This is a genomic window from Serratia proteamaculans, assembly GCF_949794035.1.
GTDB lineage: Bacteria > Pseudomonadota > Gammaproteobacteria > Enterobacterales > Enterobacteriaceae > Serratia > Serratia proteamaculans.
The window spans coordinates 2,067,251-2,086,471 of sequence record NZ_OX461105.1 but is presented as its reverse complement, the minus strand read 5'-3'; the positions used below and the strand labels follow the sequence as shown (position 1 = coordinate 2,086,471).

22 protein-coding genes and 1 pseudogene are annotated in these 19,221 nt (G+C 47.8%); 8 read left to right on the top strand and 15 right to left on the bottom strand.

Annotation, left to right across the window (positions count from 1 at the left end; translation table 11 throughout):
- Positions 1 to 27: 27 nt before the first annotated feature.
- Genes QOT07_RS09835 through hinT form a run of 4 tightly spaced genes read right to left on the bottom strand, consistent with a single transcriptional unit; the run spans position 28 to position 2,242 of the window.
- The gene (locus QOT07_RS09835) at positions 28 to 897 is read right to left on the bottom strand and encodes a phosphotransferase (RefSeq protein ID WP_283603010.1); all 870 of its coding nucleotides are present in this window, start codon (positions 895 to 897) and stop codon (positions 28 to 30) included.
- Complete coding sequence (gene lpoB, locus QOT07_RS09830; protein WP_099062480.1) at positions 878 to 1,462, bottom strand: penicillin-binding protein activator LpoB; 585 nt, start codon at positions 1,460 to 1,462, stop codon at positions 878 to 880. Before lpoB ends, QOT07_RS09835 begins: the two co-directional genes overlap by 20 nt.
- Positions 1,463 to 1,489: 27 nt before the next feature.
- A complete protein-coding gene (locus QOT07_RS09825; protein ID WP_099062481.1) occupies positions 1,490 to 1,879 on the bottom strand; it encodes a YcfL family putative periplasmic lipoprotein in 390 nt (129 codons plus the stop codon).
- Between the two features lie 12 nt (positions 1,880 to 1,891).
- Positions 1,892 to 2,242 carry a purine nucleoside phosphoramidase gene (gene hinT, locus QOT07_RS09820; protein ID WP_020826355.1) on the bottom strand — a complete coding sequence of 117 codons (351 nt, stop codon included), beginning with the start codon at positions 2,240 to 2,242 and terminating at the stop codon, positions 1,892 to 1,894.
- Positions 2,243 to 2,496: 254 nt separating this feature from the next.
- Here hinT and QOT07_RS09815 point away from each other — a divergent pair, with 254 nt between their 5' ends.
- Positions 2,497 to 3,402, top strand: coding sequence for a transporter substrate-binding domain-containing protein (locus QOT07_RS09815; RefSeq protein ID WP_099062482.1), 906 nt, complete (start codon positions 2,497 to 2,499; stop codon positions 3,400 to 3,402).
- Here the strand turns inward: QOT07_RS09815 and QOT07_RS09810 are convergent.
- On the bottom strand, positions 3,399 to 3,776 hold the full coding sequence (locus QOT07_RS09810) for a winged helix-turn-helix transcriptional regulator (RefSeq protein WP_099062483.1): 378 nt from the start codon (positions 3,774 to 3,776) through the stop codon (positions 3,399 to 3,401). The two genes, QOT07_RS09815 and QOT07_RS09810, sit on opposite strands and share 4 nt — an antisense overlap.
- A 99-nt stretch (positions 3,777 to 3,875) precedes the next feature.
- Between QOT07_RS09810 and QOT07_RS09805 the strand changes: the two genes are divergently transcribed.
- Entirely contained in the window at positions 3,876 to 4,622 is a 747-nt protein-coding gene (locus QOT07_RS09805; RefSeq protein WP_099062484.1) for an SDR family oxidoreductase, read from the top strand.
- A gap of 293 nt (positions 4,623 to 4,915) precedes the next feature.
- Complete coding sequence (locus tag QOT07_RS09800; RefSeq protein WP_099062485.1) at positions 4,916 to 5,191, top strand: hypothetical protein; 276 nt, start codon at positions 4,916 to 4,918, stop codon at positions 5,189 to 5,191.
- A 55-nt stretch (positions 5,192 to 5,246) separates the two neighbouring features.
- On the opposite strand, the gene QOT07_RS09795 is transcribed toward QOT07_RS09800, so the two are convergent.
- Complete coding sequence (locus QOT07_RS09795) at positions 5,247 to 6,551, bottom strand: Nramp family divalent metal transporter (RefSeq protein WP_099062486.1); 1,305 nt, start codon at positions 6,549 to 6,551, stop codon at positions 5,247 to 5,249.
- Between the two features lie 229 nt (positions 6,552 to 6,780).
- On the opposite strand from QOT07_RS09795, the gene mntR reads away from it, so the two are divergent.
- Positions 6,781 to 7,251, top strand: a complete 471-nt coding sequence (gene mntR, locus QOT07_RS09790) for a manganese-binding transcriptional regulator MntR (RefSeq protein WP_283603009.1) — start codon at positions 6,781 to 6,783, stop codon at positions 7,249 to 7,251.
- A gap of 143 nt (positions 7,252 to 7,394) precedes the next feature.
- Here mntR and QOT07_RS09785 read toward each other — a convergent pair whose 3' ends face one another.
- From QOT07_RS09785 to QOT07_RS09770, 4 genes are all read right to left on the bottom strand, one after another.
- Entirely contained in the window at positions 7,395 to 7,748 is a 354-nt protein-coding gene (locus QOT07_RS09785; protein ID WP_283603008.1) for a hypothetical protein, read from the bottom strand.
- Positions 7,749 to 7,893: 145 nt separating this feature from the next.
- Positions 7,894 to 8,949: a PDDEXK family nuclease gene (locus QOT07_RS09780; protein WP_283603007.1), complete on the bottom strand. Its 1,056-nt coding sequence runs from the start codon at positions 8,947 to 8,949 to the stop codon at positions 7,894 to 7,896.
- A gap of 31 nt (positions 8,950 to 8,980) precedes the next feature.
- Complete coding sequence (locus QOT07_RS09775; protein ID WP_283603006.1) at positions 8,981 to 9,955, bottom strand: phage integrase; 975 nt, start codon at positions 9,953 to 9,955, stop codon at positions 8,981 to 8,983.
- A 63-nt stretch (positions 9,956 to 10,018) separates the two neighbouring features.
- A complete protein-coding gene (locus QOT07_RS09770) occupies positions 10,019 to 10,321 on the bottom strand; it encodes a helix-turn-helix domain-containing protein (RefSeq protein ID WP_283603005.1) in 303 nt (100 codons plus the stop codon).
- A gap of 179 nt (positions 10,322 to 10,500) precedes the next feature.
- Here QOT07_RS09770 and QOT07_RS09765 point away from each other — a divergent pair, with 179 nt between their 5' ends.
- Positions 10,501 to 11,373 (top strand): hypothetical protein, encoded by an 873-nt coding sequence (locus QOT07_RS09765; RefSeq protein ID WP_430523273.1) that lies wholly within the window; start codon positions 10,501 to 10,503, stop codon positions 11,371 to 11,373.
- Positions 11,374 to 11,434: 61 nt separating this feature from the next.
- Here QOT07_RS09765 and QOT07_RS09760 read toward each other — a convergent pair whose 3' ends face one another.
- Positions 11,435 to 12,193 (bottom strand): DUF6602 domain-containing protein, encoded by a 759-nt coding sequence (locus tag QOT07_RS09760; RefSeq protein WP_283603004.1) that lies wholly within the window; start codon positions 12,191 to 12,193, stop codon positions 11,435 to 11,437.
- Positions 12,194 to 12,541: 348 nt separating this feature from the next.
- On the opposite strand from QOT07_RS09760, the gene QOT07_RS09755 reads away from it, so the two are divergent.
- On the top strand, positions 12,542 to 12,772 hold the full coding sequence (locus QOT07_RS09755) for a hypothetical protein (RefSeq protein WP_283603003.1): 231 nt from the start codon (positions 12,542 to 12,544) through the stop codon (positions 12,770 to 12,772).
- Here the strand turns inward: QOT07_RS09755 and QOT07_RS09750 are convergent.
- From QOT07_RS09750 to QOT07_RS09740, 3 genes are all read right to left on the bottom strand, one after another.
- On the bottom strand, positions 12,746 to 14,374 hold the full coding sequence (locus tag QOT07_RS09750) for a UvrD-helicase domain-containing protein (protein ID WP_283603002.1): 1,629 nt from the start codon (positions 14,372 to 14,374) through the stop codon (positions 12,746 to 12,748). The two genes, QOT07_RS09755 and QOT07_RS09750, sit on opposite strands and share 27 nt — an antisense overlap.
- Positions 14,375 to 14,377: 3 nt before the next feature.
- Entirely contained in the window at positions 14,378 to 16,090 is a 1,713-nt protein-coding gene (locus tag QOT07_RS09745; protein ID WP_283603001.1) for an ATP-dependent nuclease, read from the bottom strand.
- 488 nt (positions 16,091 to 16,578) lie between these two features.
- The gene (locus QOT07_RS09740; protein ID WP_283603000.1) at positions 16,579 to 17,604 is read right to left on the bottom strand and encodes a phage portal protein; all 1,026 of its coding nucleotides are present in this window, start codon (positions 17,602 to 17,604) and stop codon (positions 16,579 to 16,581) included.
- Between QOT07_RS09740 and QOT07_RS09735 the strand changes: the two are divergent.
- Both QOT07_RS09735 and QOT07_RS09730 read left to right on the top strand, forming a co-directional pair.
- Positions 17,589 to 18,263 (top strand): annotated as a pseudogene (locus QOT07_RS09735) (contractile injection system protein, VgrG/Pvc8 family); the annotation flags it as partial. The gene QOT07_RS09740 and the pseudogene QOT07_RS09735 overlap by 16 nt on opposite strands.
- A gap of 48 nt (positions 18,264 to 18,311) precedes the next feature.
- Complete coding sequence (locus QOT07_RS09730) at positions 18,312 to 18,560, top strand: ogr/Delta-like zinc finger family protein (protein WP_283602999.1); 249 nt, start codon at positions 18,312 to 18,314, stop codon at positions 18,558 to 18,560.
- Between the two features lie 209 nt (positions 18,561 to 18,769).
- Here QOT07_RS09730 and tnpA read toward each other — a convergent pair whose 3' ends face one another.
- Complete coding sequence (gene tnpA, locus QOT07_RS09725) at positions 18,770 to 19,207, bottom strand: IS200/IS605 family transposase (protein ID WP_283602402.1); 438 nt, start codon at positions 19,205 to 19,207, stop codon at positions 18,770 to 18,772.
- Positions 19,208 to 19,221: the final 14 nt, after the last annotated feature.

Below are 19,221 nucleotides of genomic sequence, written 5' to 3'. Positions count from 1 at the left end.
GGGCCCACGGCCACCTCACTTCATTATTCATTCAGAACATGGGGATATTAAACAAAAACGCCGGTGCAACACTGCGCCCCAGCGCAAAAATTCAGGATCGCCGGTTTGTTGCCAGCGTACTTCAAACCATAGCAACATCAGATAATCTACCCATGGCAGCCAGCGCTGTACCTGTGCGCGCAGCAAGGGTAAATCTGAGTAGCCAGTGCGGACATAATGCTGCAAATAACGCTGTTGGTCGGCGGGCATCCAGGCGTTGCCACGGAACAGCGCGGCGATGTCCAGCGCGATATCTCCGTCGGCCGCATACTCCCAATCAATCAAACGCAGGCGATCGCCATCGGCGATCAGATTGCCAGGGTGAATATCCATATGCAGCGGTGCCCGTTTCAGCGGCATTGGCGGGCGGCGATGCAGGAAGTGTTGATGCAGCCGCAACCAGGCGGGTGTCAGGCGCTGTGGATCCAACTGCGGCCAATAGTGTGCAAATTGCCGCTGCAGGTTCAGGGAGTAGCCACTCAGCGGCTGCCGATGCAAGCCCGCCATTAACTCCGCTAAATCTCCGCACTCATTCAGTTGAGCGAACCCAGCCTCTGTGACAACGTCACCATCGAGCCACTGCAAGATAATCCACTGATTATTCTGCGCTAAAACCTGCGGACCAATTCCCTTGCCCGCACGGCACAGCATCCGCGCTTCACGTCGACGACTGACGCCCAACGCGCTTTTCTCTGCGCTTTGCTGGCGGGCCAAGAGTTGTACACCCTCGCCTTCAATGCGCCAGCTTTCACCGGTCAGGCCCTGCACCGGGCTGAAACGACAACCGGCGGTTTTCACCGCCGGCAGTTGGTTCTCAATCAGTCTTCGCAGGGCGGCTTCAGTGTGTAACGGCGCCATTGCCTGACCAGACGATTTCACCGCTTTGTACCAGCATCAGTTGCATATCCAGCGTAGGTGACTTCACGTCGCCGCTGACGTCGCTGTACAGCACGTACTGTGCGCTGACGATCCGCGCCAGGCCAATCGCCTTGCTGCGTGACCCCAGGCTGTCATCCACCGACAGGCCCAGCGTCTGTTTGGCGCTTGCCAACTGCGCTTCCGGTACGATGGAGAAGGTCTGATTCGATGCCAACGCTTTGTGCAGTGCGGATGTCGCTTTCGAAGTCTGCAGTGCGCCGTTGGTGTTGTTTTTCACGCTGTCCAGCAGCAGTACGCTGCCCGGATTGACGCCGTCGGCTTTCAGCATCTGGTTCACCAGCGGCTGTACACTGCTCAACCAGTCGAGCTGCTGAATTTTTGGCGGCTGCGGTACCGGTTCGGTGACCGGCGGTTGTGGCTCTTCGACCGGTGGCTTCACCGGCTCAACGGTCACCGGCGGTTGCGGTTGTTCCGGCTCCGGCGGGCGCGACAGACAGCCGGTTAACACCAATGCGGCCAGCGCTACAAATAGATACTTTTTCATTAATCCCTCTCTCACTGAACCAAGAGTTTACAAGAATAGATACAGACGCACGCGTTTGGCATCGAGGTTGCCATTGAGCGAATAAATGGTAGCGTCTGAATTTGGCGCAATAGTGATGCTACGCGGCGCTTCAAAAGGCCGAATATCCAGCCCCTGATCGTCATACCAGTAAAAACGATAGTGCACCGTTACCGGCGTGGGTTGACTGTTGCTGAGTTCCGAAGTCGCCATCACGCGCCCGGAGGCATTCGAAATCGACGGATTGTCGGCCAGAATGCCCGCAGTCAGCACCGGCGAGTCCATCACTACCGTCTGTCGATCGTTGACCGCAATGCCGCGCGGGCTACTGCAGCCCATCAGTATGACGGCGGGTAACGTCAGCGCCATCAGACAACGCAGGGTTTTGCTAGAGCGCATGATTTTCCTCGGTTAGCGGGACAGCAGCGGCCCCAACGAACGACCACCGACCAAATGCATATGAATATGATAGACCTCCTGGCCAGCATGGCGATTGCAGTTAACAATCAGGCGGTAACCGTCTTCGGCGATGCCTTCCTGCTCGGCAATTTTCGCCGCGGCAGTGATCATGCGGCCGAGTGCAGCTTCATGCTCGACGGTGACATCATTGATGGTGGGGATCAGCACATTGGGGACGATCAGAATATGGGTCGGAGCCTGAGGTGAGATATCACGGAAAGCGGTGACCAGTTCGTCCTGGTAGACCACATCAGCAGGGATTTCGCGGCGGATAATTTTACTGAAAATCGTTTCTTCGGCCATCTGGCGTTCCTTGTAGAGGAAAATAAGCTGTACGCAGTATGAGTGACAAATTCTACTGCTTTCAACCTGATTGCGCACTTTCCGTGTTGAGTGATGCAGAATCAGACAACCGGTCAGGGTCATCGCGCCGTTGTCAGAGTTGCCCGGCGGCAATCATCTGATTTTTTTCACTTTGGTTATTCACTATTGTTGCTTTACTTGCCTGTTGCCACCGCCAATAGTAACCCTATGATTAACAACGGATAGAGAACAACATGCGATTCAAAACCCTGGCGTTGTGCACGCTGCTGCTGTGCGGCCATGTCGCAGCTGAAACCAAAAGTATTATTGACCTGCAGGCCAATCAGCAACATTTGCGTGCGGCGAAGAATCCAGCCGCGGTGGCACTGATCCCGGCTAATTATCCTTTTGCCGTACCGGGCAAGCTAACCGTAGCGGTGGCGTCTGAAAATTCCCCGCCACTGGCGCTGTTTGCCGAAGACAATAAAACGCTGATTGGCAGCGACCCGGATATTGCACAACTGGTGGCGGACAGCCTGGGGCTGGAGCTTAATCTGGTACCCACCTCCTGGGAAGACTGGCCACTCGGGATCAGCTCGGGCAAGTACGATGCCGCCATTTTCAATATTGCCGTGACCAAGCTGCGCAAAACCAAGTTTGATTTCGCCACCTACCGCGTGGATACGCTGGGCTTTTATGTGAAATCCACCAGCAAAATCACCTCAATCAACCAGCCCGCGGACATTGCCGGGCTGCGGATTATTGTCGGCTCGGGGACCAATCAGGAAAACATCCTGCTTGGCTGGGATAAGCAGAACCGCGCCAACGGCCTGGCACCGGTGCAGCCGATTTATGTCACCGATGACGCCGCCGCCAACCTGAGCATTCAGTCCGGACGCACCGACGCATTCTTCGGCCCACACTCCACCGGTGCCTATAAGGCGGCGCTGACCGGCAAAACCAAAATGGTTGGGATTGGTCCAAACGTGGCCTACGTGGCGGTGACAACCAAAAAAGATAACGGTCTGGTTGCAGCCATCAACGCCGCCATCAATGGGGTGATCGTCAGCGGCGAATATGCCCAGGTGCTGGACCGTTGGGGTGAACACGATGAAAAAGTCCCACGTTCCACCATCAACCCGCCGGGCATTGGCGACTAATCCGCAATCAACTGCGGTGCGTGTGTACGCATCCAATTCGCCAACGAGTCGAGCGTCGGACGCAACGTTTTGCCCAGCGGTGTAATCTGGTATTCAACACGCGGGGGAACCTCCGGGAACACCTGCCGCGTGACCAGACCGCGTTGCTCAAACTGCCGCAGTTGCCGCGTTAGCTCTTTCTGGGCGATCGGTGCCACTGCGCGTTGCAGCTCGCTGAATCGCACCGGACTGTCGATCAGTATCAGTCGGTAGAGGATCGGAATCGCCCATTTCCCCGCCACCAGATTCACAAAGCCCACCATTGGACAAGGTTCGCCCGCTGCCGGCAACGCCGCTAAATTTTTTTCCGTTGTCGAAAGCCCGGAGTTGGTCATTTCATCCCACCTTGTCCTTTAGTATCCAAAGGGTGCCTACTATGCAAAAGATACTATAGCGCAAATAATGGCTGCATCGACAACAAACGGGGGTGGGTTATGTCACGACTTAAAGGTAAATACGCGTTGATCACCGGCGGCACCAGTGGGATTGGTCTGGAAACGGCGCGCCAGTTTATTGCCGAAGGCGCCACCGTGGCGATCACCGGTCGCAGCCAAAGCGGCCTCGATGCGGCGGGTGAAGCGCTGGGCAACGTGTTGCTGTTGCGCAGCGATGCCGGGGATATTGCTCAGCAGCGTAGTTTGGCGCAGCAGTTGGCCAGCCATTGGCCGCGTCTCGATGTACTGTACATCAACGCTGGTGACGTCACTCACCACCCGTTGCAGGAGTGGGATGAGCAAAGCTATCAGCGGCTGATGGACATCAATCTCAAAGGGCCGTTCTTTCTGATCCAGTCACTGTTGCCACAGTTGGCTAATCCGGCGTCGATTATTTTATGTGGCTCGGTCAGCGCACATATTGGCCTGCCGTTAAGCAACGTTTACGCCGCCAGTAAGGCCGGCTTGTTGTCTTTGGCCAGAACACTGTCCGGTGAGTTGCATCCACGCGGTATCCGGGTTAACGGCCTCAGCCCCGGCCCGACAGAAACCCCGGCGCTGGGTAAACTCGGCCTGAAGGATGCCGATGAACAGGCACTACGCGACGAGATCCGCGCCCTGGTGCCGATTGGCCGCATGGGCACGGCGCTGGAATTGGCGAAGGCAGCGGTGTTTTTGGCCTCTGACGAGTCCGCCTTTATGGTCGGCAGCGAATTGTTGATCGACGGCGGTGTGGGGAATTTGTAATAGCACAGGGTAAATATCCGGGGCTTACTCGCGAGACATTAAACTAATGGTGTTAATTATTTCATTTGCAACAAACTCACATACCCCGTAAGCAATTGCGGGCTCCGCTTACATTACTGCGGCCACTCTGGCTGGTGCCACTGCCTACACTGATCAAACAGGGTGCATTGTGGATCCCTTATCGCCAGCCAGAACCCGACTGACCCTAGCTATCCCTCCCCCTCGTTATATTTTCCTGATAACGCCATGCATTTCCTAACCGGGTGCCATGGACATAAGTGGAGATTAAGACGATGAGACTACAAAACCTGATTAATGTCGCACTGCTGTTGATTCCGCTGGCTTTGGGCGGCCTGGCCCAGGCCAACGATCAGACCATCCCCTGGGGGGAAAATACCGGCGGGGTGGAATCCAACCACATTGCTGCTGTTGGTCAGAATCTGAATGCCACACATCAGAAAGTGACCAAAACCCAGGAAGGTGTGTGGGCGGCAAATACCGGCAGCATTTCCGCCGACGAGAAGGCCCTGACCGGTGGTCAGAACACACAGCAGAAAACGACGCCTTAACGGGATTTATCACGAGGCGATAAGCCGTGACAGCAACCACTGCACGGCTTACCGATCAGCCCAGACCGGGGATAGCAACGCCGAAGGTCTGCAGCAGTAACACCATATTGAGCAAAAGAATGATCACCGTACCTATGATTGACAGCAGGCTGGTCAGGCGGCCATTCACAAACTCACCCATAATGTCGCGGCGACGGGTAAACATCACCAGCGCAATCATCGGGGCTGGCAGTGCCAGGCTCAGTACCACCTGGCTGTAAACCAGAGCATCGGTGGCATTAACCCCTAACGCGACCACGATAAATGCCGGGATCATGGTCACCATACGACGTACCCACACCGGGATGCGGAAACCGACAAACCCCTGCATGATCATCTGGCCCGCCATGGTGCCCACCACCGAGCTGGAAATACCGGAGGCAATCAGCGACATCAGGAAGATACCGGCGGCAGCCGCACCAAACAATGGGGTCAGCGTATGGTATGCCGTGCCAATTTCTGCCACATCACTATTCCCGGCATGGAAGGCGCTGGAGGCCATAATCACCATGGCAATATTCACCAGCCCGGCGATAGACAGCGCAATGACCACCTCAATATTGGAAAAACGCAGCAGTTTGCGACGTTCGCCCTTGTCACTGGCCGGCGCACGGTGCTGGGTCAGGCCAGAGTGCAGGAAAATAGCGTGCGGCATCACGGTAGCACCAATGATGCCGACGGCAATGGTCAGTGCCTGCGCATCCGGCAATTGCGGCGTGACCATGCCCATGCCCGCGGCCGCCCAATCGACCGGCACGATAAACATCTCGACCAGGTAACACAGGGCAATCACCGCGACCAACCCACCGATCATCAGTTCCACCGGACGAAAGCCTTTCTTCTCCACCATCAGCAAGGCATAGGTGATCACTGCCGTCACCCCCATCCCTGGCAACAGCGGCATATGGAACAGTAACGCCAGAGCTATTGCGCCACCGAGGAACTCAGCCAGATCGGTAGCCATTGCCGCCACTTCGCTGAGTATCCACATGCCGATCACTACCGGGCGGGAAAATTGGTCACGGCACATTTCCGCCAAATTGCGATTGGTGACAATACCCAGCTTGGCCGACAGCGCCTGAAACAGCATGGCGATCAGGTTTGCCATCACCACCACCCATAACAGGCTATAGCCGTATTTCGAACCGGCTTGAATATTGGTGGCGAAATTACCGGGGTCCATATAAGCAATAGAAGCAATCACCGCGGGGCCGGCGAACAGCAGCGGTGTAAAAGCACCCCGCTTGCGCCCGGCAAGTGCGTTACCAATTGCCGTATTGGTTCGTTCGGTTAACGATGTGGTGGTTGCCGCATCACGCATGATTTACCCTCAATCTTTTTCTGGTTATTTTTCACCCAACACTCACAGCAATGTAGCATCGGCTACACTTTATGCAAAATGGAAGATTCACTGCCTTTGTGTACAAATATTTCTTATTGTCATCGAATGCACCAGCCGAATTGATAATGCGTCGCCTTTGGACTAACGTATGGCGGAACTGCATTAACCTGCAACTTACTGGTTTAACGTTTAAAGGACGTCTCAGAATATGGCAACAAGCGCACCAGACGACGCCGAACGCCCCGTGGTGGCTGAAATGCCGGACGAGACTGAACATGCCCTGCGCTTCACCCGCGCTCGTGAGGCGCAGTCTAATGCGCTGATCGAGGATTATGTCGAGCTGATTGCCGACCTGTTGATGACCACCCGCGAAGCCAGAACCACCGATATCGCCAAACGCTTTGGCGTTTCGCATCCTACCGCGATCAAAAATATCGCCCGGCTGAAAAGTGCCGGCCTGGTGGAATCACGTCCTTATCGTGGGGTTTTTCTGACGGAAGAAGGTGAACAACTGGCGCAGAAGGTACGCCGCCGTCACCGTATCGTGGTTGATCTGCTGGTGTGTCTCGGAGTGCCGAATGATACGGCGGAGCTGGACAGCGAAGGGATTGAACATCACATTTCTAACGACACCCTGGCGGTGTTTGAACAGTACCTGCAAAAGCACGCGGTAAAATAAATCCTCGCCAATAAAAAAGGGAGGCTTTCGCCGCCATCCTGACGCTAATAAAAACAAGCAGTTACAACAATATCAATGAGTTAGATACTTGTAACTGCCTGCCTAAAATGGGTATAGCGTGGGTGTTTGGGTCAATTTGTGGATCAGTCGTTTGACACATCCACGCGTTTTACAGACTCAATCGACTGTAGGATTTTCGCAACCTCTTCAACATTACAGTTGATGGTCTTAAGATCGGTGATCTGCCCATCCTTAAAGCTGACACTAACTTTTTTGCCTTTCTTAACATATGCGACCAAAACAGCAGACAACGTCGCGAATGCGTATGGGGCTAGCTCAAGTGCCAGGTTAAAATAGTCACCTCCACCAACACTGAAGTGACGCGCTGTGATTTCCGTTTCGAAACCAGCATCATTAAGATCTTTAAGCAATGGTGTTGAATTCCACCCATCAACGCGAAATGGGATTGCATGAATATTGTTATTAATTGTCGACATAGAAACTCCTTTTAATATAATAATGAGCTAGCCTATGGCGTGCTCAGCGTCGTAATTTTAATAATACTAGATAGATGGTCTTAGTGCATAAATCTCATACTAACCATTTGGTAAAACACATATCCACTTCAAAAAACACATTCTCTTACTCTAAATAATTCATTATTCTCCCAACGCAGCCGTATGGATCATCAATAATTTCACGCCCCATAACCCTTAGAGTTTTAATATCAAGCGCCTTTAGCTCATCATCAATTTTTATATCTTTATTTTTTACTCCCTTCCCTCGATGGAATGAATTTGAATCACAAAAAACAGCCAATCTTTTCTCTGGAAAATAAAAATCCGCATCCGTTATTTGTTTAACTTCTGATTCTTTTGCATTCGATGATATCATCTGATGAAGTGACGGGTGGGTGCTCCCATCAGCAAACAGAGCTGTTTGTATTTCAGGGGACAGCCCCCTATCATTCATAGCATGCAAAAGAAATAGTTCTATCGGGGAGTCACAGCCCCATATTTTTCTTGGTTTTACATTATCAAAATGCTTAAAATACCTTCGGGTTCTATACTTGAAAAACTTCTCTCTTAAAAATTTATTACAATCGGGAACTTCAGGCAAACATACATCTTTAAAATCCCATTTGCTTGCTAAAGCATATGTATTAACTACGAAACCTAGCATATCAGTATGACCTGTTAAAAACCCGCCAGATATAAGTGAACTGTAGTTACCAAAGACTTCATAGCCGAGTGTAAACGGGTTAAATCCTTTATAGATATAGTCGATTCCCTTAAGGTTTTCCATATCAAAATCCCTAAAATAACCTGGAGACTTTAATGTAGCCTTACCCCTTTTTTCCATGGGTTTTAATGATATAGAATAAGGTTTCCCTACGAGAACGCCCTCAACCTCTTTTATGCCATAAATATTAACTATGACATTAATCATTTGAAAATCAATATTATCTCTTTCATATGAAGCCAATAATTCCTCTGAAGGATTCACTCCAAATACTGGTGAATCCTCAGGTATTCTTCTCGCCTCAATTGGCTGAAGCCCGTCAAGATCGTCCAAATCTATCTTCAAAAAATCATGCACTGTACTTCCAATATCAAAAGTCAAAGGCTTTTGTGGTATTTCTTTATAGAAAGGAATTTCATCCAAAGCTACCGGTCTATCTTTAATTAACTCAGCCATTAATATTACCCATTTTTAATTTTAATAAAAATCACTCAGCTATAGGATTAAACCTAACTGCATCTTCCAAATAATCTGGCGCAAAATGCGCGTAAGCCATTGTTTGCAAAATACTTGAGTGTCCCAAAATTCGCTGTAACGCCAGAATATTTCCGCCATTCATCATAAAGTGACTGGCAAAGGTATGGCGCAGAACATGAACGGCCTGCCCTGCCGGCAAGCCAGGGGTAACCTCTTTGATACACGTTCTCACATACGAATAATTGAGTTCGGCGAATATTGGCCCAGCCTTGATCCCAGAAGTGATTTCTTTGCAGAGTTCGATTGAGATCGGGACAGTTCTGTTTTTGCTGTTCTTGGTGTTGAGGTAAGTCACCTTATTGCCGATCACTTCTTCCCGCCGAAGTTTGACCACCTCGCCCCAGCGTGCCCCTGTTGCCAGGCACAACTTAACCGCCTTCAGATGATCACCTTCCAGCCGGTCGAGCAACTGCCAGATTTCGTCATGAGTTAAGAAACCCATTTCCTGATCCGGCAGCTTAATTTTTTTCATCTCTTTGAGCGGGTGCTCGCCATAGTAATGGCCCAGATCGATAAGCACGGAGAACACCCCACCCAATTTTTCCTGGTCGAGATTGACGGTTTTTGCCTTTTTACCCTCGGCCAGCCGCAACACACGATAGTCAGAAAATGAGGCGCGAGTGATCTGGCTAGCCTTTGGGTTACCCATTTTGGCCGCCATCACCTGCAATTTATGCTCTATCTTCACGCCATCTTTCAGGTTCTGGCCATGATGCTTAAACCAGATGTCTATCAGTTCCGTGAGGGGTCGCTGATCAGCGGGTTTATCAACCCAATCTTTGTTGTTCTGCGTCGCGATGACCCAACGCTCAAACTGCTGCGCCTCGGACTTGGTCTTGAATTTTTTGCGGACTCGCTTACCCGTCCGACCCTGGGGACGTACGTCCACCATGTAGCCTTCAGTGCCCAGCGATTTAATACTCATCCCAAAGATTCCTTTCGAAACAAATGCCGCCCCGCTTCCAGCGCTGCATTATTTTCCATGCGGTCAGCCAACCTTTTTGCCTTTTTGGTCGCTGGATGAACTGGGATACCCATTAGGGGAGAGAACCGGAGATATTTGCCCAACCTCCGGTGCAACGTCGCCAGTCATTAACCACATTGCATATTTTTTGAACCGCTGATGTTGAGTGATCATCAAGAGAAACTCACTCCCAACGCTCTTGATACGATCTGTTTCGTATCGCTTCAAATTTCCTGCGGGAACCCCTGTTAATACTGCAAATTCTTCGCGGCTTAATCCTTCAGCCTCACGGATCTCACGAATTTTTGAACCTATGTTGGTTGACATGGTAATTATTTGTACCCATAATCCAGTTAATGGTACGGATATGTACCCTACATAATAGAAAACTGCGTGATCTCAAAGGGTATCATTATGAACAAAAACCGACAAAAAAAGGTGATTGGGGTAAGGGAAAACCAGCTACCGGCTGATTATCCATTTGGTGACCTGTTGGAAGAGTCGATTTGCTGGCCGGGCAGCTCAACCGGAAGCAAGATCCACAGCAACCAAGAAAACCCGGTAGTCAACTTCTGGCCGATAAACAAATGGACGCAGTGTTAGCCGCCGCTGACGTCGGCTGCTTCGCTACCTACATAAACAAACAGGGCGGCGTTTTGGTTCCACGCAAACACCATGTTGTCCGTACCGCTTACACCCTGGCAGACAAGCCCAACACCTATGGCGATCACGGTACGCAAATCTATGGTATCTGGTCGCCGCGTCTGGGCAATGACTCTCGCATCTGCACCCATACCAGCGAATGGCAAATGGTGCGCAAGATGACCAGCGACCACACGAACACAGCGACCGAGGCCACTGGTGGCGGACATGTCGGGTTTGACTTTGACCTTCAGGGCGGCCCCTCCGCCCCTTGGACTCGTGGCAATAACTGTCCCATTGAACAAGATTCAAACAGTTCAGAGGCGGGAATTGCCATGCATGAAGAGCCACAAAGCGTCGATTTTGAACAGTTGGGATACAGAGAACGGCGCGAGCTACTGAAGAAATTACGAGACTCCAGTCAGAAAACATTTGCGGATCGACGCCAGAACCGACCGCTGACGTCTGGCGAGCGCGCAATGTCGCCGTTACAGGATGAATTGATCGAAAAACTAGACGATTACGCCTTCACTCTGGGGCTCGACATCAGTCGAGCAGCTCTGAGGCGGCTGGTCATGGGGCAAACGGTCAATATTGACGGCAAGTGTTACCGCGCAGGTCAGGATGGTGTGCTGTACCTTTTAAAGAATATAAGTAAGCCGACAACCAAAGACTTAATCGTTCGATTTAAAAATGCTTTAAATAAATTGGTCACGATAAAAAAAATCATGACCTAACCTATTAATATTACATGCTGTAACATCTGAGCAATTACCAATGCTAGTTTAATTCGTTAACTTAACCTCTTCCGTATGAAAGAATATCCGAATTCGTGCTTTTTATATAATTAAATGATTCATATATTACATTTATAAATGCTAACAGACTAAGTGGCCCATGTTCCTCTAGATGTTTAAAACTGTCATCACCAACAAAAAAACCTTTATCAAGTTGCAAGATCCCTGATATCACCCCATAGTTTTCAGAAAGCTTAACCTTCAAAGTTTCGACTTTTTCCCAACCAGTATAGCCAACAACGAAATATGGTATTTTTTTTAGCAGCCTCGCTTCTGGAGGCATTTTAACCTTAGGGAGATCGGGATTATTAAAGACTGTATTTAATATAACCATTTGCCCACCACCATGAGTGGAAACTGTAGTATTCCCAAAATCACGAGTAATTCCATTCAATTTTATTCCTGTTGACACGGCTTCGCTCCATTGACCTTGCAAATTAGATTTAACCTCGATCACAGCAGCAACTCCCTCAGCAAAAAATAGTCTAGCCGAGTCAACATTAACATTAGGAATATTAGGGAAGTGACCATTCTCGAGAATTACATCCAACTCTCCAGTGCAGTTATTTTGATTATCAATAACCTCACCAGAGGTGCTAACTCTAAGACCTTGAGGAACTACGCTTTTTAAATAATTATTAATGAAATCACTTCTAGATACACCTTTTACAGCTGAGGGGGATTTTATTACTGCACGATAGTTTGCATTAAGCATATCTAGCACAGCTTCTAGTCTCTGATACAAAATCTCATTTAGCATGAAAAATCTCCGATAAAATAAAACGTTTACATTCTAATTCTTTAACTTTATCAATTCATGATTAACTACAGTAAATCCATTTTCATTGAGCAGTGACTAACTAGATTGTAGCAAAGCTACTATTTTTATCGGATATATCACATGTGACCGACTGCGCAATTCAACACAATAATTCAGATTTCTGTCAATAACTGTACGCGGTACGCTGTAGGAAGAAGACAGACAGGGCAGTAATGCCGGTTTTTTGCCCCCTGATTAGATGCAAATGGCTATACCAGCTGGCCGCCTGGAGGCGATTCTGAGGGGATGAGAGGTCGAGAACGGCGTGCCTTCAATGAATACCTAATAGTGGAAGCGAAAAAGCTGGCCGGCGGTGATGAATTGTCGCTGAACGGAAAACGCTGGCGGGCTGGCGTCATGCGCAAAGCGCCGGCGAGTTACGCGGAGAAGCGCAGCGTTATTATGAACCGGGTGTTTGAACTGAAAAACATCGTTCACAGTTATAGAACTAGAGAAAAAACGATCACTAAAATTAATGACCGTTTTATCATATTACTTAGCCAAGTAAAGACCTTTTAACCCTGGTAAATCAAAAAATCTAGATGGCTCTCCATTTTTCAGCCCCCCATCTTTTATTCGTGAACTTGATGTCATCAACACACATAATTTTTTTGCTCTCGTTATACCAACGTAATGTAAATCTAACTCTTGTTTCCACGATGGATACAATGGAGGATCATCGAAATTACCAGTGGGTTTACGCCATGGGAATACCCATTCATATAGATCTAAATGAAATACCAAGTCAAACTCTAGCCCCTTTGCTTTATGTAACGTCATGACCTGAATTTCATTTTCATCTTTAATTTCAAATTGTTTTTTTATTGATGGCATAGATAGTATGGTTTTTAATGCAAGAATAATCTTTTCAGGAGCATCTACACCATAAATACTACAAGACACGTTTTGCATGCAACTTATTAAATCATCATCAGATGCACGCCTAACTTCCTTTATGACACGTCGAAAACCTCTGCATTTCTTTTCGCTAAAATATGATTTAACATAGTCGGATATTATCTCCTGAGAAGTGACCTTTGTGTTATATCTGTAATGCAACAAACCAGTGAATAACTTCGAAAAAACATCACTATAACTTGCTAGTGGATTATCTTCATATATTCTATGTGGAACTAACAACCCCTGAGATACGTACCCCAGCGTGGTGTTATTCCTAACTAAAATAGCGATGTCAATATTGTTTTTTATATCAAATTTATTTTTCGCAGCTGGTATCCACTTGGATATTTGCCTTGCTACATCAGTTTGATTTCCCTTGATATTATAACGACGCATCATAATTTCATCAGTCTGAATTAATGCACACTGCTCATCAAAAAGTCTCCTGGCATAATTACTTATAGAAGGATGACACCTATGATTTAAGCTCATGTTAAAACTTGCGAATCCGCTTCCTACTTTTTTCAAATCTTCTATATACTCCGGGTTTCCACCACGAAATTCATAAATAGATTGCTCTTCATCACCAACAGCAGTACCAATCATGCCTAAATCAACTAGCTTTAAAAACAATTTGTGCTGTGGTTCCGAAGAGTCTTGATATTCATCAACAAAAACTCCTTTATATTTGACAGAAAGATACTTGCGGCAAGATTCAGAATTTTCAATTATATGGTTAGCTATCACACCAACCGAACTCATTAACAACCATCCCTTTTGATATAAAACCTTAAGCCGCTTAATAATATCAGTCGTAAACGCCTCTGTAGTTAATAAACTTGAAGTAATATCAGCATAGGCATCCTTATCCTCTTCCTCTAGATCATCATTATATACAGTTTGAATGTCTTTCTCGCTTTTACCCCAAACCCTTGAGATGAAGGGATATATTATCTCTTTTAAGCAGAAACTATCTATAGTACCAAAAAAGGTTTGCCTTGTATTAAATGCATTTTTTTTGCATCGATTTTTCAACTCATCACTAGCTTTAACTGTAAACGTTATTGCAATAACTCCCTGATAGTCTCTAAGTGTAGGAATTGTGCGCCTTATTTTCTCTACAATAACAGTGGTTTTTCCACTTCCAGGGCAAGCTGTTACAACCATGCTTTCATTATAATTAATGGCCGCATCTTGTTCTGCTGTATAGTTTAAGTTCATAAATTAAACTCCAGTGACAATTTGTCTGCATTTCAATATTGGCTTAATTAATTCACCGTCTTTTAGCGGCTCTCTTCTACCTTGTGTGAATTTTAAAAACTCTCTCATTCTGATTGCCTTCTTATCTTGTAAATATTTTATTGCAGCGGAAAGGTCGGTTCCGCTGCCACTGTACTCACAGACTAAGGCAGGCAACTCATCCGCCAAATCACTTTCAAGATCCACTTTTGAAAGGAAAATACCTTTAACATTTAATTTTTGAGACGCTTCATTCCAAAGACCAGTTTCGACAGTATCATTTGCACATAATCCAGCCTTGCCATGAGCTAATACTTCCTCCCCCGCTATTTTATAGCATCTATTAATCCCAGCAAAGTTAGAGTATAAAAATCCACCTGCAGTGATTTTCGAAACATCATTATCGGTTCGCATCACCCATGGTATTTCCATTGCATCAAGAATCTTTCTATAAACCTCAAATTGCACACCATCGACAGAAAGTATTGATATATTCAAGCGATCTAGCTCTATATCAAAATCTTTAGATATTTGTGTGTAGAACAGTCTTTCAGATGGTCCTTCCACAAGTAAAACAGCACTTGAGAAGAAAGCTTCTGAAGGTAGAATACTCATCCTATATCCCATTGCATCCCATGCATCTGAAATACAATCAGAGCATCCCTGGCTAGCTGCTCTTGTCGCACCATCATCACTCAGCAATCTAATAATGGAGTTCGGTTTATATTGAGATGTTATTTGTGGCGAGTGTGTAGTGATAATAGATTGACCGGGAAGTTCTGTATAAAGATAATCAGCAAGCTTTCTTTGTTGATGTGGATGTAAGTGAGCCTCAGGTTCTTCCACACAATAAATAACAACCTCATTTTCTATATCATGTTCTTGGATACTTTTGGCTTTCCATAAAGCTAGTAGTATTTGATTGTTACGCCCGTCACCTCCAAGCATTACCTCTCCACCATTAGAGTTTGCTCCTAAATCCAGTTTATCAATAAAAGAGTTAACTTGTATTGAACCAGCTCCAAGGTGAACTGAGTATCCAACATTATGATGGGCTAATTTACTTAATTCTAAATTTACATTTTTAGTTGCATCAGAAACATAATTTAGATGGCCAATATTTTTATTGACCCTACTTAGCATTCTAGATATAGCAGCAACTCTTCTTTTATCTTCCTGTCGTTCTTTCTCTTCAAGATTTTCATTGGATATTTTTAATAGGTATTTCTTTTCTCTCTGAATAAATTTTTCAAGGTCACGCTGCGAATGAATATACTTCATATTTAAATATTTTAGATAATATCTACCATTAATCAACTCCAAATCATCGACTGATTGCCCAATGGATATTTCAAAATTTAAATTATCCCGTACTGCTTTGTAATGTATGACTGTTCTCCCTTCATCACTTATATAACCTTTTAATAATGATACAATTGCATCTTCTGTTACCTCGCAAAATGTTATCACTATCTCAATCTCATTGGCTTGATCTCCATCTTTATTGATATGAAAGTCTATCTCTTTAGGCTCAATATCTAACTCTGATAAACTTTTATCTAATAAAATTCTTAATGCGTGAATCATATTAGTTTTACCAATATCATTTGAACCAATCACAAGTGTATTAGCCGAAAAGTTAATTAACGCATTAGAATAGTTTCTATAACCTACCAGTTTCAATGAATCAATACGCATAAAATCCTCACACACCATGATTATTAGCACCCTTATATTTTATATAGATATAAAATGGCGCATTTGAATATTCATTAAGTAAAATAGTACTTAACAGAGTTATATGAAATAAAAAACCAATGCTAAACCGCACAGTTCTGCACAATTTTGCACAATAATTCGATCTCCCCTATCGCGAACCTGAGCCAGCACTGGCGCGGGTTCTATCTACTTTGGATCTTGCACAATAAAGAGGGTGTGAGGCACCCAGGCGAGGCGGGGGAGTAAGCGCGCGCGTTGGGTCATGAGGAGGGGGCCATGTACTTCATGAGCGGGCCGCTGTGAAGCGCGTACTGTGATGGCGCGTAGACGCCGTGATACATGAAGAGCACGCCAGAGGGCCGCATAACGCGGCTGGTGATGGCAAAAGGATTGATGCTGTGAATGCCAGCGTTAGATCAGAGAGGTGGCCGCCATAGACGGCGACGGCCATGCTGCAGCGATGGGGGTTAGTCTACGTTCAGCAACGCATACGGGTTAAAGCGGATCACCTCCTCCCCTATCCAGTCGTTGACGTGTTTCATGGCTTCCATGATCGGCGTCAGCTCGTTGATGGCGAACACCCTCGCCGCCTTCTCCACATCACCAAACGTGCCGTTACCTTCCGGCATGGCGCCCATCAGCTGCGGCGGAACACGGTGGGCAGCGAGAATATCGTCACGCGTCGCGGACTTCACACCTAGAAACTCATCCTTGGCCGATATCTGGCTGAACGGCAGGATCTGCACTGAGTCCTTACCGCCGTTCGGCGCGTGCAACAGGATGTTTTTGAATACCCCACCCCGCCGCGTGTCGGTCAATGTCTTCTTTAGCTTGTCCAGACTTTCCTGGTCGGCGATAGCGCTGTTGACGTAGACGATACAACCGGCATGGCTGCCGTTGTCGTAGTACAGCTTGCGGAACGTGTCGGCCGAGTGGGACAAGTTAGCGGACAGCAGGCCGGCGAAGTATTCCGGCATGCCGTAGATCTCCTGGTGAATGTCCGGGTTGATCACATGGCAGACGGCACCAGTCGGGAACTGGTAATCATCCAGACCCGCCTGGATAAACCAGTAGGTATCCAGGTCGGAGCCACGCCGGGTGTATTTCGCCAGCGTGTGATTCAGCGCCAGCGGCCCACCGAGCACATTGCGGCGCAACTCCAGATAGGCATTACCGAACACCACCCAATCCATGGCGAAGGCCGAGAACGCCTGGCGCGACAGTAGCCTGTGTGGGATAAAGCAACCGGACAGCACATTGCGTTTGAAGATCAGCGCCGACTGGTGCCAACTTGCGTGGCCGAACTGGCGAGCAAGGCCGTACCAGCTGATCGGCGTATCGTAGTACCGACCGTTGTCGGCGCAATACATCGAGTCCAGCAGATCATAGGACGATGATACCGGCCATGGGCCATCAAACGAGAAGGTACTCAGGCCGGGGACTTTTTGTAGCTCGGCCGCCAGATCCGTCTGCGTTTCTGCTATCCGAGTCACTAATAGGGCTGGAGATCGACCACGCAGACCAGACGCAAGAAAGTGATATGTCTTTCCTGACGCGCATGGCTGAAATGCTGGGCGCCATCGCCACGGTGAAGAACGGCAGCCTGCTGTTTATCCTGCCCGGTGGCGGCGTCAGTGCAACCGGTAAAGCATTACCTTCGTTCGCCATCACCCGCAGCAGCGGCGACCGCCATTCGTTCCGTATCGCAGACCGCGACGCCTATACGGGGGTGCGCGCTTATTGGCTGGATCTGGAGTTTGGGAAAAAGAAGAAAGTCACAGTAAAAAAACGCAAGCCTGAGAAAAAGAAGGTGGAACGCAGCAGCAACCGTGAAGGTGATTATCTTGACGGCGAGGACGGCAATGTTTATGTGCTGCGCAAAACCTACAATAACGAAATAGCCGCAAAGCGCGCCGCTGCTGCAAAGTGGCAACAGCTAAAACGCGAGGCTGCTGAATTTATTCTCACGCTGGCCTACGGCCGTGCCGATTTATACCCGGAAATGCACGGCACCGTAACGGGATTTAAAACGGATATCGATAATCAGGACTGGATTATAGCCAGGGCAAGCCATTCCATTGATGGAAACGGCTTTACTACTCGGCTTGAGTTTGAAGCAAAAATACCCGAATGGATTGCGGAAAGTGGATAGTGACGGCCATAATGTCAGGGAGTTCAACTCCCGCCATGGGAGGCCATCATGTTTGTTTGTCCGATCTGCGGTGCCGTCGCTCGTACACGTACCAGTCGCCGTCTCAGTGAAATGACGATACGGCAATATCACCAGTGTCAGAATTTCGAATGCAGCATCACGTTCACGACACTAAACAGCGTTGAAAAATTGGTAACCAAGCGCGGCCCTAGTGAAGTGTTACCGCCCGACTTTATCCCGCAAGACGCCTTCCCTACTTCCCACTATGGGCGTGATCAACTCAATCTATCGCTGTGACCCGCCCCGCCTATGCGCGGGGTTTTATCATTCACTTTCATGCCCGTAGAGATCCACAGCCTGAAAATCAAGGTCTAAATGTGGACGCTTAAAATAAAAAACACTTATAAATCAATGAAAAAATAAGTAAAAATCCGCCTTCGTAGAAGGCGGCATTGCTTGGGCGCCCCATAGGGGCGTACTAAGCTCGAACCCTAAGGGTCCTCACTTCACATTCCATGTAAACTCAGCTGGTTTTCTTCTTGCTCGTGTTTCTCTTGGTACTTTACGTACTTGCGGATCATCTCTGCGTTTACACCTACGGTGTCCACACAGTAGCCCTTCGCCCAAAAGTGATTTCCCCACAACTTGTGCTTCCTCAAGTAGGGGAATTTATTAAACAAACGGATAGCTGTTCGGCCTTTAAGGTGGCCCATCACTTCTGATACTGACAGTTTCGGCGGGATCTTTATCAGTAAATGAACATGATCTAACTGAACATTTAACTCCACTATTTCTACATGGAGTTGTTCACTTAATATTCTTATTTGCCTGTAAACCTCTTTCCCTACATTGTTTTTCAGTATTCGAAATCGGCACTTGGGCGTCCAAACTATATGGTATTGACAATGCCAGAGCACATGCGATGCTTTTTCGAACCTACTCATGGTTAAATCCTTAT